This window comes from Dactylosporangium sp. NBC_01737 (assembly GCF_035963215.1).
Lineage (GTDB): Bacteria > Actinomycetota > Actinomycetes > Mycobacteriales > Micromonosporaceae > Dactylosporangium.
The window spans coordinates 11,069,392-11,084,557 of record NZ_CP109153.1; the positions used below are offsets into that span (position 1 = coordinate 11,069,392).

Here is a 15,166-nt window from a genome sequence, read left to right on the forward strand (position 1 = left end):
CCGTTCTCCTCGCCGGCGCGCTCGCCGACCTGGCCGGCGACGGCGGCGGCGGCCAGTGCGCCGTGGACGTGCAGGTGCGCGGCGAGGAGGGCGGCCTTCCCGTGGCGGCGCGGGTCGCGCTGTTCCGGGTGGCGCAGGAGGGGTCACGAACGCCCGCCGGCACGCCGGCGCCGGCCGGGTCACGGTCCGCGCGACGTTCGACGGTGCCACCGCGCGGCTGGTCGTCGCCGACGACGGGCGCGGGTTCGCCGACGGCACCGCCGACGGGTTCGGCCTGCGCGGCATCCGGGAACGCGTCGCCGCGGTCGGCGGCAGCCTCGACGTCACCGGCCGGCCGGGGGTCGTCCTCACCGTGACGGTGCCGGCCGCATGACGGTCGTCAGGGTGCTGGTGGTCGACGACCAGCAGCTGGTCCGCGACGGGATCGCGTCGCTGCTGGGCATCCAGCCGGGAATCGAGGTCGTCGGCACCGCCGCGGACGGCGCGGAGGCCGTCGCGAAGGCCCTGGAGTCCGCGCCGGACGTGGTCCTGATGGATGTGCGCATGCCCGGCATGGACGGCGTCGCCGCGACCCGGGCGCTGCGCCGCGACCTGCCCGCCTGCCGGGTGGTGATGCTGACGACGTTCGACGACGACGAGTACGTGACGCAGGCGCTGCGGGCCGGCGCCAGCGGCTACCTGCTGAAGGACCTCGGCGCGGCCGACCTCGCCGCCGCGGTCCGCCTCACCCACGCCGGCGTGGCGCCCTCGCCGCCGGGGTCGCCGCGCGGCTGGCCGTGGCGCCGGCCGAGCCCGGCGGCGGCGCGCTGACCGCCCGGGAGGTCGAGATCCTGCGGCTGGTCGCGAAGGGTGCGACGAACCGTGAGATCGGCCGGGCGCTGTTCGTCAGCGAGGGCACGGTGAAGAACCACGTGTCGCGGATGCTGAGCCGGCTCGGCCTGCGCGACCGCACCCAGGCCGCCATCTACGCCCGCGAACACGGCCTGCTCAACGAGTGACCGCGACGCCGCGGACGTAGACGGCGCGGATACGGTGCAGCGCGGATGCATCCTGCAGCGGGTCGCCGTCGACGGCGAGGATGTCGGCGTCGTAGCCGGCGGCGACGCGCCCCTTGCGGTCCCCCAGCCCGCACGCCGTCGCGGCCACGGACGTGGCGGCCCGCAGCGCGCCGGTCGGGGTCATCGCGATCTGGCCGAACTGGACGACGGCCCACCGCAGCACGTCGTGGGGTTTGATCGGCGCGATGCCGGCGTCGGTGCCGGCGACCATCACGGCCCCGGCGTCGTGCATCCGGCGCAGCCCCGCGATCATCAGCGGCATCCGGGACAGCACAGCCGGCGGCGGGACGATGCCTGGCACCGGCATGACGCCCAGGGTCATGCCGACGACGACCCGCCGCGAGACGATCGCGGTGAGCACCTCGTCGGGGATGGCGTCGACGCTGTCGGCGTTCATGAACGAGACGTGCTCGAGCCCGTCGACGCCGGCGGCCAGGGCGTCGACGATGGCCTGGGTGCCGTGCGCGTGCGCGGTGACCGGCAGGCCCAGGCGGTGCGCCTCGTCGACGGCGGCGCGCAGCTCGCCGGCGCCGAACTGGGACACCTCCGGCAGGCTGCCCGGCGTGAGGTTCCCGCCGCTCGCCATGATCTTGATGACGTCGACGCCGCGGTCGGCGTGTTCCCGCACGGCGGCCCGGATCCCGCCCTCGCCGGTGACGGCGGCGCCGCCGAGGTAATGGCAGTGCCCGCCGGGGGACGTGATCGGCGGTCCGGAGGCGACGATCGTCGGCAGCGACGGGTCGGCGGCCGCGGCGTCGCGCAGGCCGAGGGACAGGTAGCCGCGGTCGCCGAGGTCCCGCATCGTGGTCACCCCGCCCCGGACGGCATGCCGGGCCGCCACGGTCATCGCGGCGACGGCCTCGGCGTCGTCACGGGCCGCGAGGTTGCCGACCGGGTCGGCGGAGGCGTCGAACGCCAGGTGGACGTGGGCGTCGACGAGCCCGGGCAGGATCGTCGCGGCGCCCAGGTCGACGACGGTCGCGCCGTCGGGGACGGGTAGCGCCGTACCGACGGCGGCGATCGTGCCGCCGTCCAGAATCACGGTCGGGTCAGGCATCAGGGTGTCGGCGGTGCCGTCGAACAGCCACGCCGCGCGCAGGACGGTGGTCACGGCACCGAGCATGCACCGGGGCGGCGTGCAAAACCTCAGTGGAGGTACTGAACCGCTCAAACGGTGGACGCCCGGGCCAGCAGAGCGCGGCGTTCGTCGTCGCTGAACGCCGCCGCCGCGGCCCGCCGGAACAGCTCCGCGGCGCGGTCGCGGTCGCCGAGCCGGGCGGTGAGATCGGCCTCGACGGCGAGCGCGTGCGGGTAGCCGTCCAGGGCGCCGCCGGCGCGGGCCGCGGCCAGCAGCGCCAGCCCCGCACGCGGCCCGGACGCGTAGCCGTGCGCGACGGCCCGGTTCAGCGCGATCACCGGCGAGGGTTGCACGGCGGCGAGCCGGTCGTAGCAGCCGGCGATCCGGGCCCAGTCGGTGTCCTGCGCCGACGGGGCGGTGGCGTGGCACGCCGCGATGTGTGCCTGCAGCGCGTACGGGCCGCCGTCGGACTCGACCCCGGCCAGGATCGCGACCCCTTCGGCGATGGCGGCGTGGTCCCAGCGGGACCGGTCCTGCCGGTCGAGGGTGAGCAGGTCGCCGGCGGCGTCGCGGCGGGCGTCGCGGCGCGAGTGCTGGAACAGGAACAGCGCCAGCAGCGCCGGTACCTCCGGCTGGTCCGGCATGAGCCGCCCGAGCAGGCGCGCGAGGCGGATCGCCTCGTCGGCGAACGCGGGCTCACCGTCGGCGTTGTACCCCTGCGTGAACAGCAGGTACAGCACGGCGAGGACGCCGGGGAGGCGTTCGGTGAGCGCCGGTCCGGCCGGCACCCGGTACGGGATCCCGGCCGTCGCGATCTTCGCCTTGGCTCTGGTGAGCCGCCGGGCCATCGCCGGCTCGGCGACCAGGAACGCCCTGGCGATGTCGCCGGTCGGCACCGCGCAGATGGTGCGCAGCGTCAACGCGACCCGGGCCTCCAGCGGCAGCGCCGGGTGGCAGCAGGTGAAGATGAGCCGCAGCCGGTCGTCCAGTCCGTCCAGCCCCGTCACCGGCTCCCCCTCACCCGAGGTCAGTTCCAGCACCGCAAGGTCGCGCAGCTTGCGCTGCTCGACCTTCGCCCGGCGCAGCACGTCGATGGCGCGGTTGCGGGCGACCGTCATCAGCCACCCGCCGGGGTTGCCGGGCACGCCGTCGCGCGGCCACCGCTGCAGGGCGGCCGCGAGGGCGTCCTGGGCGCTGTCCTCGGCGAGGGTCCAGTCGCCGGTGACGCGGATCAGCGTCGCGACGATCTTCGAGTAGGCATCGGCGGCCGCGGCCGCGACGGCCGTAGCCGTCGCGGCCCGCCCGTCACTGTGCAACGGCCGCGTACGGGCGCAGTTCCAGCCGCCCCCAGCGCGACATCGGGTGCGCCCGGGCGACCTCGATCGCCTCGTCGAGGTCGGCGCACTCCAGGATGTCGAACCCGACGATGACCTCCTTGGTCTCGGCGAACGGGCCGTCGGACACCAGCAGCTCGCCGTTGCGGACGCGCACGGTGGTCGCGGCCGACGCCGGTGCCAGCTCGTTGCCGAGCAGCCGCCGCCCGGCCTGGTCGTTTTGCGCGACCCATGCGTCGATGTCGGGCTCGGGCGCGGTGTCCGTGTCGGGTTCGGTGTCGGTGCAGACGAACATCATGTACTTCATGGTCAGGCATCCTCCGCTGGACGGGATCTCACCATGGTGACGAACGCCGCCGCCGCATCCGGACACATCCGGCGGAAAATTTTCAGACGAGCTGGAACCGGGACACGATCTGCTGCAGCTCGGCCGACATGCGGGCCAGGTCGTCGGCGGCGGTGCGGGTCTGCGCGACGCCTTCGTTGGTCACCTGGCTTGACTCGGCGACGCCGCTGATGTTGCTGGCGATCTCGTTGGCGCTGGACGCGGCCTCGGCGACGTTGCGGGTCATCTCGTTCGTGGTGGCGCTCTGCTGCTCGACGGCGGCGGCGATCGTGGTGGCGTACTGGTTGGTCTCGTCGATGACGGCGGTGATCTCGGTGACCGCCGCGACGGCCGCGGCCGCGTCCTGCTGGATCGCCTCGATGCGGGCGGAGATGTCGCCGGTCGCCTTCGCCGTCTCCTGCGCCAGGTCCTTCACCTCGCCGGCGACGACCGCGAAGCCCTTGCCGGCGTCGCCGGCGCGGGCGGCCTCGATGGTCGCGTTGAGGGCGAGGAGGTTCGTCTGCTCGGCGATCGCGGTGATGGCCTTCAGGACGGTGGTGATCTCACCGCTGGAGTGCCCGAGCCTGCGGATCGTCTCCGACGCCGACCGGGCGGTCAGGACGCCGCCGCCGGCGACCCGGGCGGCGTCGGCGGCGCTGCGGGCGATCTCCGCGATGGCGGCGCCCATCTGCTCGGTGCCGGCGGCGACGGTCTGCACGTTGCTGGACACCTCCTCCGCCGATTGCGACACGACGCCCGCCTGGACGCTGCCCTCCTCGGCGCTCGCGGCGATCTGGTTGCTCACCGCGGACAGTTCCTGCGCCGCGCCGGCGAGGGAGGTGCTGCTCGCGCCGACGGCCTGCATCGACGCCCGCAGCTGTCCGGTGGCGGTGTTCAGCGCGCCCGCCATCGTGCCGAGCTCGTCGCGGCCGTGCACGTCGGCGGTGCGGGTCAGGTCGCCGACGGCGATCCCGGCCACGACGTGCGCGACCCTGGACACGGCGCGCACCAGCTGGCGGGCGACGAGCAGCGCGAACAGCACCGCGAGGGTGAGCCCGGCGCCCAGCAGCCCCCACGTCCAGCGCAGCGCGTTGCCGTACGCGGCGCGCACCCGGTCGTGGTGGCGCTCCGCGGCCACGCGCTCCGCCTCGCCGATGCGCTGCACCAGGTCCGCCGTCCTGGTGGCGAGGGGCCCGGTGACCTCGTCGCTGATCCGTTCGGCCTCGGGGAGGTCGCCGCTGCGGCTGGCGGGCAGCAGCTGGGTGTCGACCGCGTCGCGGTACTGGCCGAACACGGCGCCGAGGTCGTCTGCGAGGGCCGGCCCGCCGGTCGCCGCGCGGTACGCAGCCAGGTTGGCGGCGAACTTGGTGGCGGCGGCGGCGAACGCCTGCTCGTAGGTGGCCTTCTCCTGCGCGTCGGTGGTGTTCGCGTGGTTGAGCACGGCGACGCGCACGGCGGCCATGTCGTCGCGGACCTCGCTGAGCTCGGCGACCGGCAGCAGCCCCCGGACGTACAGCGCCTCGGCCTCGGTCTTGAGCTCGTGCAGGCGCAGGGTCGCGACGCCGCTGCCGGCGAGGGCCACGACGCCGAGGATCGCCACGACGAGCAGCACCTTCGTGCGGACCGCCCGGTTCGCGAGCCAACCCGTCATCACCGATCACCCCGTGGGTCGCAGGACTTCCCCAAGTGCAGATCGGTAGCGCGGCGGTGCGCCTGAGGTGAACCGCCGTTTCGGTGGGTCGGGAGGGGGCACCACTAGGACAGCGTGCCGCGTCGGCGGCGCCTGACGGACCGTCTGGGATTGGGGTTCGCTATGGGACTGAGCGACAAGATCGACAACCAGGCAGAAGAGGCCAAGGGCAAGGTCAAGGAAGGCGTCGGCAAGGCCACCGACGACGAGCAGCTGGAGGCCGAGGGCAAGGTCGACCATGCCTCGGGCAGCGTCAAGCAGGCCGGTGAGAAGATCAAGGACGTGTTCAAGGACTGATGCTCCGCATGAAGGGCCGGCACCTCACGGGGCGCCGGCCCTTCATGCGTCCAGGACCAGGATGCTCTCGGTGAGCAGCCGGCGGGTCAGGACGAGCCGGTCGTCGTCGTCGAGGCCGGGCAGGTCACCGACGCGGTGCACCCGGCCGTCGAGCACCGCGCGCACCGCCGCCGCGCAGATCGCGGGCATCGTGACGGTCCGGTCCGGCGCCTCGACCGCGACCCGGTCCGCCTCGGTGACGCGCACCGGCAGGCCGGGCCGCAGCCGGACCCGGTCGCCGGCGCAGAGCCGGGCGAGGGCCGCCGCCTGCGCGACCGGCCCATCGGCGCCGGCCGGGCGGCGGCGGTGGTCCGGCGCCACCGGCCGGCGACGGCGTGCGGGTCGAGGGTGTCGAGCCACTCGTGCAGCGCCTTGACGGTGTCGGCGAGCACGGGGCGATCGACGCCCCGTCGCCCGGGTCGGTGCCCATCGGCAGCCCGGCGCGCAGGGCCGGCTCGTCGGCGGCGAGGTCCAGCAGCGCCTCGACGACGCTGAGCCGGGTCGGTGCGCGCAGGCCCACCGTCAGGTGCAGCGACCAGTCGTCCTGCGCCTCGGCGGCGTGCAGCCAGCCCCGCGGCAGGTACAGCGCGTCGCCGGGTGCCAGCACGACGTCCAGCGCCGGCTCGCCCGCGGCGACGGCGGCGACCTCGTCGGCGCGGCCGCCCCACGGCTGCCGCTCGACCGGGTCGGTGACGACCGGCGGGTGGACCCGCCACCGTTTGGTGCCGGTGACCTGCAGCACGAACACGGCGTGGGTGTCGTAGTGGGTGGCGAAGCCCTGGTTGCCGGGTGGCGTCAGGTACGCGTTGATCTGCACCGGCACGCCCAGCTCGCGGCCCAGCCCACCGGCGAGGTCGACCAGCGGCGGCCATAGCCGGTGCAGGCCCTGCAGCACCAGGGTCGCGCCGCCGGCGAGGAGCTCGAAGACCCGTTCGTCGCGGACCTGGTCGCCGATCTCAGCGCCCGGCCCGCCGCCGCCGGTGTACCGCGCCGCCGGGATCACCTTGCCCGCCTGTGCCATCCGCACGAACGGCGTGCGCAGCGCCCGGCGGCTCAGCAACTCGTCGACGTCGTCGAGGTCGAGCAGGTCGGTGTAGTCGTCGAGCCGGCGCGACAGCAGCGGCGCGCGGTCCCAGTACCGCTCGGCGAAGTCGTCGGCGGGGAGTGGGACACACCGGCGCAGCGCGGACCGCGCGCCGCCGCTGCCGTCGGTCATTCGCTCGCGCCGCCGTCCGCGCCGCCGTCGGTTGCCCGCGCGTCCGCGCCGCCGTCGTTCGGGCCCTCGTTCGGGTCTGCGCCGCCGTCGGCGCCGCCGTCCTCGGCCTCGATGTTCGCGCCGCCGTCGGCGCTGCCCTCGTCCATCGTCGCGCCGCCGTCGGCGCCGCCGTCGTGCGCGGCCGGCACCGCACCGCCGTCGGCGGGTCCCTCGGGGCCGGGGCCGGGCGGGGTGGTGGTGATGTCGTCGTCGTTGAGCGCCATCGCTGAACTCCTCGTGGTGGGGTTGGAGTCTCCCCGGTACCCCACCCGTCACATGGTCAACCGGATCGACGCAGCCGTGCGGTCCCGGCCGCCCGCCGGTGCGCGATCGCGATGAGCTCCTCCAGGTCCGGGGCGGTCCGCGGGCCGGGGTTGAGGATGCAGACCCAGCCCTGGCGGCCGTACGCGGGGTGCGGCAGGACCGTGTCGAGGCGGGCGAAGTCGATGCCCGCCTGCCGCTCCTCCAGCTCCGCCGGCGGGTATCCGAGCAGCCGCTGGAACGCCTCGCGCCCGGCGTGGACGTTGACGCGGAAGACGCCCGGCCGGTCCAGCCGTGAGGCCTCGTCCCAGCCGGGGGTGTCCTGCCCGACGATCGTGGCGAACGGCATCCGCCGGTCCGGGCCGACGTAGAAGAACCGGTCGCCCCAGCTCGTGCGCGGCGCCCCGCCCTCCTCGGTCGCCAGGAGCAGTTCCACGCCGGGCATCGCAAGGATCCGTTCGGCGAGGTCGGCCGGTCGGGGCCCGTCCGGTGCGGCGGCGGGGACGTGCAGCACGGCGTCGCAGCCGGCGACGGTCGCCGCGTCGAGGGGGAAATACCCCTGCTCGGCGGTGACGTCGGTCCGCTGCCGCAGTCCACGCAGCGCGGCGGCAGGGGCCACGACGGCGGGACCGGCGGCCGCCAGGGCACCCTCGAACGTGTCGGGGTCCGGCGCGGCCAGACCGAGGGCGGCACTCGATCCGAGGCTGCCCGCGATGTACGCGTACCGCTCGCCGAGCAGGGTCGCGACGACGGCGCCGGCGCTGTGCCAGGTGAGGTCCATCCCGGCGAGGTGCCAGGTGCTCGGGTGCCGCTGGAGGTGCCGGTTGTGGGCGAAGACCAGAGTCGGGCCGCGGTGCCGCTCGCGGTCGCGGATGTCGAGGAGGTTGCGGGCCATCAGCGCGTCGCGGATCCCCAGCAGCCGCGACGTGCGCTGGGCCGGCGGGATCGGGTCGGCGGCCACGGCGTGGTAGCGCAGCAGCCCGAGCGCCGTCGTGCCGTGCACCTCGGCGTCCCGCCACGCCCGCGGTGAGGAGGCGGCGACCAGGCGGGGCGCCTCCGCGTACAGGGTGGTCAGCAGGTCGTCGGCGACGACCCGCAGCGTCACGGCGCCGGGACCGCCGCCGACGGACTTCGCGGCGTCCATGAGCGCGGCGAAGTCGCCCCAGCGGGTCTCGTCGCCGAGCAGTGCGGCGAGGTCGTCGTGGCCGTGCGCGAACCCGTCGGCGCCGAGGTGCGCGGTCAGGTATTCGTGCAGGTGCCGCAGGTACGGTCCGGGGCTGGGCGCGGTGGTCATCTCCAGCGGCGCGTCGAAGCCGTGGAACGCCACCTGGTCGCCGGGCGCGCGGCCGGCGTTGTGCTCACGCATCCAGGCGATGAGGTCGCGGTTGGCGTCGACCTGCCCGAGGCCGTGGCTGAGGCCGATGGCCGTCACCGCGTCGAGGGTGCCGTCGCCGCCGCGGACGAAGGCGTCGACGGTGAGCGCGGCGACGCGGTCGGACTCGACGGCGACGGAGCGGTAGCCGTCCTCGACGAGCGACCGCAGCAGTGCGTTGCGCAGCTGCGGGAAGGCGGGTTCGCCGTGCGTCGGCTCGCCGAGGGCAAGGAGTTCCGGCGGCGCGGGCAGCGTCGCGAGCAGGGCCCGGACCTGGGCGGCAACGGCAGTCATGACCTCAACCGTATCGTTGAACCGTCCTGTGAGACTTCCTCCGGACCTGGCACGGCATGGGCCGGAAAAGTCTCAATCAGCGGTGCACCTGCAGGGCGAGCAGGGCGGTGTCGTCGTCGATCCCGGTGCCGAGGTCGGCCAGCAGCCCCGTGAGGGCGTCGATGACGCCGGCGGCACCGGCGCTCGCATGGTCCGCGGCGAACGACCGCAGGGCCTGCGCGCCGAAGCGGCCGGTCGGGGTCCGCGCCTCGGTGACGCCGTCGGTGTACAGCAGCAGCGTGTCACCCGGGCCGAGCTCGACGGTGCGGGTGGCGATGGGTACCCGCGGGAGCAGGCCGATGATGGTGCCGCCGGTGGTGGGCTGGAACTCGGCGGTGCCGCCGTCGCCCAGCAGCAGCGCCGGCGGGTGACCGCCGCCGGCGAGGTCGGCGCGGTAGCCGGTCGCGGTCGGCGTGAGCACGCCGAACACGACGGTGCAGTAGTCGCCGGGGCCGGTGTCGGCGTCCTGGCAGAGCACGGTGTTGAGGTTGCCGAGGACGGCGGCGGGCGACGGGTCGTAGACGGTGGCGGCGCGCAGCGTGTACCGGGCCCGGGCGGTGACGGCGGCGGCCTGGACCCCCTTGCCGCACACGTCGCCGAGGAAGAACGCCCAGCGGCCGTCCGGCAGCGGGAACAGGTCGTAGAAGTCGCCGCCGACCTCGTCCGGTGAGGCCATGTGGTAGTGCGCGGCGGTGCGCATGCCGGGCGGGACGGGCAGGACCGCGGGCAGGAGGCTGCGTTGCAGGCCGGCGACGAGGCGCCGCAGCCGTTCGCGGTCGCGGTCGGCGGCCTGCCGGGCGCGCAGCAGCTCCCGCTCGTAGTCGCGGCGGTCGCGGGCGTCGAAGACGGTGGTGCGGATCAGGGCCGGGTTGCCCTCGGCGTCGTGCTTCACGGCCGAGGTGACCAGCACGGGCAGCCGCGCGCCGGTGGCGGTGCGCAGGTCGAGCGCGACGCCGCGGACCTCGCCCTGCATGTGCAGCAGCGGCGCGAAGTGCGTCTCGTGATACATGCGGCCGCCGACGGTGAGCAGCTCGCTGAAGCGGCGGTGGCCGACGACCTCGTCGCGGGTGCTGCCGAGCCAGCCGAGCAGCGTCGCGTTGATCTTCGCGATGGTGCCGTCGAGGTGGGTCGAGAGGTACCCGCACGGCGCGTTGTCGTACAGGTCGGCCATGTCGTCGTCCAGGCCGTCGCCCGGCGGCCCGGTCACGGCAGCGTCGACACGAACGATCTGATCGCCTCGGCCGTCTCGGCGGGGGCGCTGAGCTGCGGGCAGTGCCCGGTGGCGTCGAGGGTGACCAGGCGGCTGCCGGCGATCTGCGCGTGCACGAACGCGCCGACCTCCGGTGGCGCGATCATGTCCTCGCGGCACTGCAGGATCAGCGTCGGGAGCGTGACGCGGGCGAGGTCGGCGCGGTTGTCGGACAGGAACGTCGCCCGAGCGAACGCCGAGGCGACCGCCGGGTCGGTGCGGCAGAAGCTGTTGGTCAGCTCCGCGCCGAGCTCGGGACGGTCGGGGTTGCCCATGATGGCGGGTGCCATCGCCGCGGACCAGCCGAGGTAGTTGCTGTCCAGGGAGTCCAGCAGCTCTTCGATGTCGTCACGGCTGAAGCCGCCGGTGTAGCCGTCGTCGTCGAGGTACCGCGGCGACGGCGTGACCAGGACCAGCGCGGCGAACCGGCCGGGGGCGCGGTTGGCGGCGAGCACGCCGATCATCGCGGCCACGGAGTGCCCGACAAGCACGACCCGGTGCAGGTCGAGGGCGTCGCAGAGGGCCAGGACGTCCTCGGCGTAGCCGTCGAGGGTCGCGTGGCGCTGCGGGCTCCAGGCGGCCGGGTCGGCGCCGCCCGCCCCGGCGTGGTCGAAGGCCACCACCGTCGTGTCGCGGGCGAGGGTGGGCGCGACGAGCCGCCACATGTGCTGGTCGCAGCCGAACCCGTGGGCCAGCAGCAGCACGTGGCCGCCGCCGGGCCCGGACTCGGGCGCGGGGCCGCTGAAGGTCACGTTGTGCCGTGCCGGCACGTCCACGCGTCAGGCCGCCGGCTCGGTGCGGGGCATGAACAACCGGACCGTGACACCGCGGGCGGTGCTGGAGATGTGCAGGTCGCGGCACAGGTGGCGGACCATCCACAGGCCGCGGCCGCTGACCGCGTCGGGCGCCGGCAGCTCCTGCGACAGGTGCTCGGGCAGGCCGGGACCGTGGTCGCTGACCTCGACGCGGACGCCGTCGTCGGTCTGCTCGATGAGGATCCTGCCGCTGCCGCCGCCGTGGCGGACCGCGTTGGCGGCCAGCTCGCTGACCGCGATCACGAGATTGTGGGCGTTGGCGGCGGAGACCCCGGCGACGCGGGCGGTCTGGTCCACGAGGTCGCGGATGCGCCGGAGACCGTCACCGGTGAACTCCCTGGACACGGAGCGTAAGCGGTCGCGTGTCATCTGTCACCGCGCCCCTGCGCATAGATCGTGCCCTGCCATGTTGCCCCCGATCGTCACTGTACCCACACCGTGCATCAGCGAACCGTGGCGGGTTCGCGGCGGGTTCGTGACGGCCGGGGCGCGGGCGATACCATTCGCGCGGGCAAGATCAGACCTGGTCATGAAGGAGGCGGCATGGCGGCGTCGTACACCACCGGCGGCCCCCGACCGGACGGCACCGCGCGCCTCGACGTCGAGGGTGACCTGGACCTGACGACCAGGTCGGCGCTCGTCGGGCACGTCGACGCGCTACTGGAGGACGCCACGGTCACGGGCATCGTCATCGACGTGTCCGCGGTCGGGTTCATCGACTCCAGCTGCATCGGCGCGCTCGTGGGCTGCAAGCTCAACGCCGAGAAGACCGGCCGGACCCTGCGCGTGCAGGGCGCCCGGGGGCAGGTCGACGAGGTGTTCGAGATGACCGGCGTCACCGCGATCCTCAGCGGGCCGCCCGGGGCTTGAGGCGTGGCGCGCGAGCCGGATGGGTAACCGCGGTGGATGCCCGATGCCGAGCAGCGCCCCGCACCGTTGATCCGCCCGCCACGGCTGCTGACCGACGTGGACCGCGCCGCGACCCGGCTGGAGCTGTTCTTCGACCTCGCCTACGTGCTGGTCATCGCGGAGCTCGCGGCGCGGCTGGCCAAGGACCTGACGGCCGAGGGCGTCGCGGTGTTCGCCGGGCTGTTCACGGTCGCCTGGTGGTCGTGGGTGACGACGACGCTGTACGCGAACCGTTTCGACACCAACGACGTGCTGTACCGGCTGGGCAAGCTCGCCTCGACCGCCGCCGTGCTCGGCATGGCCGCCAGCGCCCCGGACGCGACCCGCGGCACGGCGACCGCGTTCACGCTGAGCTACCTGGCGACCAGGGTCGTGCTGTTCGCGTTGTACGCCCGCGCGTACCGGCACGTGCGGCAGGCACGGGCGACGATCGGCATCTACCTGATCGGCGCCGCGGCGGGCGCGGCCTGCTGGGTGGCGGCACTCGCGGTGCCGGGCGACTGGAAGTTCCTGCTGTGGGGCCTCGGGATCGCGCTGGAGGCCCTCGCACCGGTCGCCGCGACCCGGTTCGGCGACAACGTCCCGCTGCATCTGGAGCACCTGCCGGAGCGCTTCGGGCTGTTCGTGATCCTGGTGCTCGGCGAGTCCGTCGCCTCGGTCGTCCTCGGCGTCCACGACACGCACTGGACGACGGCGCCGGTGCTCGTCGCGGCGGTCTGCTTCGTGGCGGTGGCGGCGCTGTGGTGGAACTACTTCGACCTGGGCGGCGCGGCCGGCAAGCAGCACCTCGTGCACACCGACGACGAGCAGGAGAGCGGCGCCGCCGACGGTTACGTGTACGCGCACCTGCCGCTCACACTGGGCCTGGCCGCCGCCGCGATCGGCGTGGAGCAGCTGATCCTGCACCCGGAGGGTGACGTGTCGACGCTGGGGCGGTGGATGCTGCCGGCCGGCGCGGCACTGTTCCTGCTCGGCACCGCCGCGGTCATCGCCGGCACCGCCCGGCGCTGGCTGGCCGCGTGGCCGTGGCCCCTGGCCGCGGTGCCGTTCGTGGTGGCCGCCGGCGCACCGACCGCGTGGCCGCCGGCGGCGACGGCCGGGCTGGTGGCGGCGGCGCTGCTCGTGGTGGTCCTGGCCGGGATCCGGGCGCAGCAGCGCGGCGCCCTGCGCACCACCGAGACCTGACCGGCCGCGCACCGCGACGCCGGGCCGCAGCGGCCGGCCACCTACCGGGACGGCGGGCTTCGGCGGCCGGCCTCTCACACCGGACGCCGGGATCCGGCGGCCGGGCTCACCTCGGACGCCGGGAATCGGCGGCCGGGCTCACACCGGGACGGCTGGCTTCGGTGGCAGGGGGAAGCGCAGCCGGGCGCCGAGCCCGGGCAGGTCGGTCTCGGCGCGGATGTGCCGGACCGTGCCGCTGTCGTTGGTGACGGCCTCGATCAGCTCGTCGACGACGTCGGCGGTGGCGCGGGTGGCGCCGCCGCACACCGCGCAGGTGTCCCCCGTCAGCGCCATCCACCCGTCCCGGTCGCAGACCACGCCCGGCGCCTCGACACCGTCGGTCACCGCGAGCTTGTCGATCGCGGACACCGAGCCGGCCCACAGGCACGTCTCCAGGCCGAGCGCCGCCCACCGGCGCTCTGCGACCGCCTCGGTGATCTCGGCGACCAGGGCTTGCTGCTCCTGCTGCTCGTAGGCGTCCATGATGGTCTCGGCGGCCTGCCGCACGTCCGCGGGCGTGGCGGTGGCGGCGTCGACGGTGAAGGTCCCGGCGAGCCGGTCCCGCAGCTCCCGCGGCAGGAACCCGGTCACGGTCGACACCTGGTGCGATTGCCCGCCGACGGCGAGCAGGTCGAAGCCCTCGGCGCGGAACAGGTCGCCCAGCGTCGCCGCGACCCGCCGGTGGTGCCGCTTGGCGAGCTCCTCACCCTTGTTGTGGATGCGGTGCTCCACCATGCCGTACGCGTAGTCGGGCTTGCGCAGTGCCGGGTCCCGCAGCTGCCGGACCTCGCGGATCTCGCGCTGGTGCAGCTCCCAGATCTGCGCCGCCGCGTCGTCGGCGATCAGCACGCACATCCGGCGGTACTCCTGCAGGACGGCGAGCATCGGCCGCACCCACGGCGTGCCGTCCACGACGAGCCGGTCGCGGACCGGCCGCGGCAGCGAGACCTCCTCGAAGAAGTCGTGGCCGGCGCAGGAGAACAGCGCCATCATGCCGGGCTTCCAGCGCGAGTCCGCGGCGGCGCGGGTGATGCGGTCCAGGTCGCCGCGCAGCGACCGGCGCGCGCCGGCCTCCACCGAGCGGTCCTTCTCCCGGGCGCGGACGGGGTCCAGCAGGCTGTTGACGCGGGTCTGGACGTCGCCGTCGGTGTGCGGGGAGCCGTCCGGCTCGACCTTGACGTACAGCGACACGACGGGCAGCCCGCCGCCGTCGAACCGGATGATGCGATCGGTCTGCTCGTGCGTGGTCATCGACGCCTCCTCAGGCGGACACCTGCTGCCAGGTCGGTCGCAGCACGTCGCGGACCTGCAGCGACGCCTGCGGTACGCCCGGGCGCACCGGGCTCTCGGCGACGGCCCGGGCCTGCGCCACGCGCACGACGTCGCCCAGGTCCTGCAGCTCGCCGGCGGCGACGGCGAGCCGCAGCCGCGGGAACTCCTCGCGCAGCTCGCGGCGGATGTGCGTGGTGAGCATCTGGTGCAGCACGGCCAGGCCGTCCACCTCGCCGAGGTTGGCGGCGGCGTCGACGCGGACCATGTCGTCGAGGGCCTCGCTGATGCGGCGCTCCTCGTCGAGCAGGTGTTCGGCGAGGTGCTCGGCCGGGTCGAGGTGCCGGGTGATCGGGTGGATGACCTCCTCCTCGATCGTCTCGTGGACGGCGATCAGCCACGCGAGCTCACCGAACGCGGCGTGCCGCTCCTCGCCCGCCGCCGACAGGGTGCGCCGGAACTGCCGGTCGATGTGCTGCTGCTGACCGGCGAGCTCCCCCGGCAAGTCGGCGGGCTGCACCGGGTGTTCCAACAGGTTGAACATGAGGCCCTCCTCGGGATCGGTACGGAGGTGGGCAGCCGTCTGGCATGCCCGGGTGCGCTACCCCGCTTCTGCGGTGCGACACCTCATCCTCCTCCCGCCGGTGCACCGCGCGGG

Annotated in this window: 15 protein-coding genes and 2 pseudogenes; 5 read left to right on the forward strand and 12 right to left on the reverse strand. The window is 74.6% G+C overall.

Annotation, left to right across the window (positions count from 1 at the left end; genetic code table 11):
- Positions 1-55: 55 nt before the first annotated feature.
- Both OHA72_RS65285 and OHA72_RS50920 read left to right on the forward strand, forming a co-directional pair.
- On the forward strand, positions 56-373 hold the full coding sequence (locus OHA72_RS65285) for an ATP-binding protein (protein WP_442788782.1): 318 nt from the start codon (positions 56-58) through the stop codon (positions 371-373).
- Positions 370-998, forward strand: a pseudogene (locus tag OHA72_RS50920) (response regulator). Before OHA72_RS65285 ends, OHA72_RS50920 begins: the two are co-directional and overlap by 4 nt.
- On the opposite strand, the gene OHA72_RS50925 reads toward OHA72_RS50920, so the two are convergent.
- The 4 genes from OHA72_RS50925 to OHA72_RS50940 all read right to left on the reverse strand — a co-directional run bounded on the left by OHA72_RS50925 (position 988) and on the right by OHA72_RS50940 (position 5,446).
- Positions 988-2,169, reverse strand: a complete 1,182-nt coding sequence (locus OHA72_RS50925) for an amidohydrolase family protein (RefSeq protein WP_327003314.1) — start codon at positions 2,167-2,169, stop codon at positions 988-990. The pseudogene OHA72_RS50920 and the gene OHA72_RS50925 sit on opposite strands and share 11 nt — an antisense overlap.
- A gap of 56 nt (positions 2,170-2,225) precedes the next feature.
- The gene (locus OHA72_RS50930; protein ID WP_327003315.1) at positions 2,226-3,452 is read right to left on the reverse strand and encodes an RNA polymerase sigma factor; all 1,227 of its coding nucleotides are present in this window, start codon (positions 3,450-3,452) and stop codon (positions 2,226-2,228) included.
- Positions 3,442-3,777 (reverse strand): YciI family protein, encoded by a 336-nt coding sequence (locus OHA72_RS50935; RefSeq protein WP_327003316.1) that lies wholly within the window; start codon positions 3,775-3,777, stop codon positions 3,442-3,444. Before OHA72_RS50935 ends, OHA72_RS50930 begins: the two co-directional genes overlap by 11 nt.
- A gap of 82 nt (positions 3,778-3,859) precedes the next feature.
- Positions 3,860-5,446 (reverse strand): methyl-accepting chemotaxis protein, encoded by a 1,587-nt coding sequence (locus OHA72_RS50940; protein ID WP_327003317.1) that lies wholly within the window; start codon positions 5,444-5,446, stop codon positions 3,860-3,862.
- A gap of 162 nt (positions 5,447-5,608) precedes the next feature.
- Between OHA72_RS50940 and OHA72_RS50945 the strand changes: the two genes are divergently transcribed.
- Positions 5,609-5,782 carry a CsbD family protein gene (locus OHA72_RS50945; RefSeq protein ID WP_327003318.1) on the forward strand — a complete coding sequence of 58 codons (174 nt, stop codon included), beginning with the start codon at positions 5,609-5,611 and terminating at the stop codon, positions 5,780-5,782.
- 42 nt (positions 5,783-5,824) lie between these two features.
- Here OHA72_RS50945 and OHA72_RS50950 read toward each other — a convergent pair.
- The 6 genes and pseudogenes from OHA72_RS50950 to OHA72_RS50975 form a co-directional block, all read right to left on the reverse strand.
- Positions 5,825-7,037 (reverse strand): annotated as a pseudogene (locus OHA72_RS50950) (cupin domain-containing protein).
- Positions 7,034-7,300 (reverse strand): hypothetical protein, encoded by a 267-nt coding sequence (locus OHA72_RS50955; protein ID WP_327003319.1) that lies wholly within the window; start codon positions 7,298-7,300, stop codon positions 7,034-7,036. The pseudogene OHA72_RS50950 and the gene OHA72_RS50955 overlap by 4 nt, the downstream one beginning before the upstream one ends.
- Positions 7,301-7,356: 56 nt before the next feature.
- Positions 7,357-9,003, reverse strand: a complete 1,647-nt coding sequence (locus OHA72_RS50960) for a DUF6194 family protein (RefSeq protein WP_327003320.1) — start codon at positions 9,001-9,003, stop codon at positions 7,357-7,359.
- 76 nt (positions 9,004-9,079) lie between these two features.
- Positions 9,080-10,249 carry a PP2C family protein-serine/threonine phosphatase gene (locus OHA72_RS50965; RefSeq protein ID WP_327003321.1) on the reverse strand — a complete coding sequence of 390 codons (1,170 nt, stop codon included), beginning with the start codon at positions 10,247-10,249 and terminating at the stop codon, positions 9,080-9,082.
- Complete coding sequence (locus OHA72_RS50970; protein ID WP_327003322.1) at positions 10,246-11,067, reverse strand: alpha/beta fold hydrolase; 822 nt, start codon at positions 11,065-11,067, stop codon at positions 10,246-10,248. The genes OHA72_RS50965 and OHA72_RS50970 overlap by 4 nt, the downstream gene beginning before the upstream one ends.
- A 3-nt stretch (positions 11,068-11,070) precedes the next feature.
- On the reverse strand, positions 11,071-11,475 hold the full coding sequence (locus OHA72_RS50975; protein WP_327003323.1) for an ATP-binding protein: 405 nt from the start codon (positions 11,473-11,475) through the stop codon (positions 11,071-11,073).
- Positions 11,476-11,649: 174 nt separating this feature from the next.
- On the opposite strand from OHA72_RS50975, the gene OHA72_RS50980 reads away from it, so the two are divergent.
- Both OHA72_RS50980 and OHA72_RS50985 read left to right on the forward strand, forming a co-directional pair.
- A complete protein-coding gene (locus tag OHA72_RS50980; protein WP_327003324.1) occupies positions 11,650-11,976 on the forward strand; it encodes an STAS domain-containing protein in 327 nt (108 codons plus the stop codon).
- A gap of 36 nt (positions 11,977-12,012) precedes the next feature.
- Positions 12,013-13,200, forward strand: coding sequence for a low temperature requirement protein A (locus OHA72_RS50985; RefSeq protein WP_327003325.1), 1,188 nt, complete (start codon positions 12,013-12,015; stop codon positions 13,198-13,200).
- Between the two features lie 138 nt (positions 13,201-13,338).
- On the opposite strand, the gene OHA72_RS50990 is transcribed toward OHA72_RS50985, so the two are convergent.
- Positions 13,339-14,490: a baeRF10 domain-containing protein gene (locus OHA72_RS50990; RefSeq protein ID WP_327003326.1), complete on the reverse strand. Its 1,152-nt coding sequence runs from the start codon at positions 14,488-14,490 to the stop codon at positions 13,339-13,341.
- Between the two features lie 10 nt (positions 14,491-14,500).
- Positions 14,501-15,052 (reverse strand): hemerythrin domain-containing protein, encoded by a 552-nt coding sequence (locus OHA72_RS50995; protein ID WP_327003327.1) that lies wholly within the window; start codon positions 15,050-15,052, stop codon positions 14,501-14,503.
- Positions 15,053-15,166: the final 114 nt, after the last annotated feature.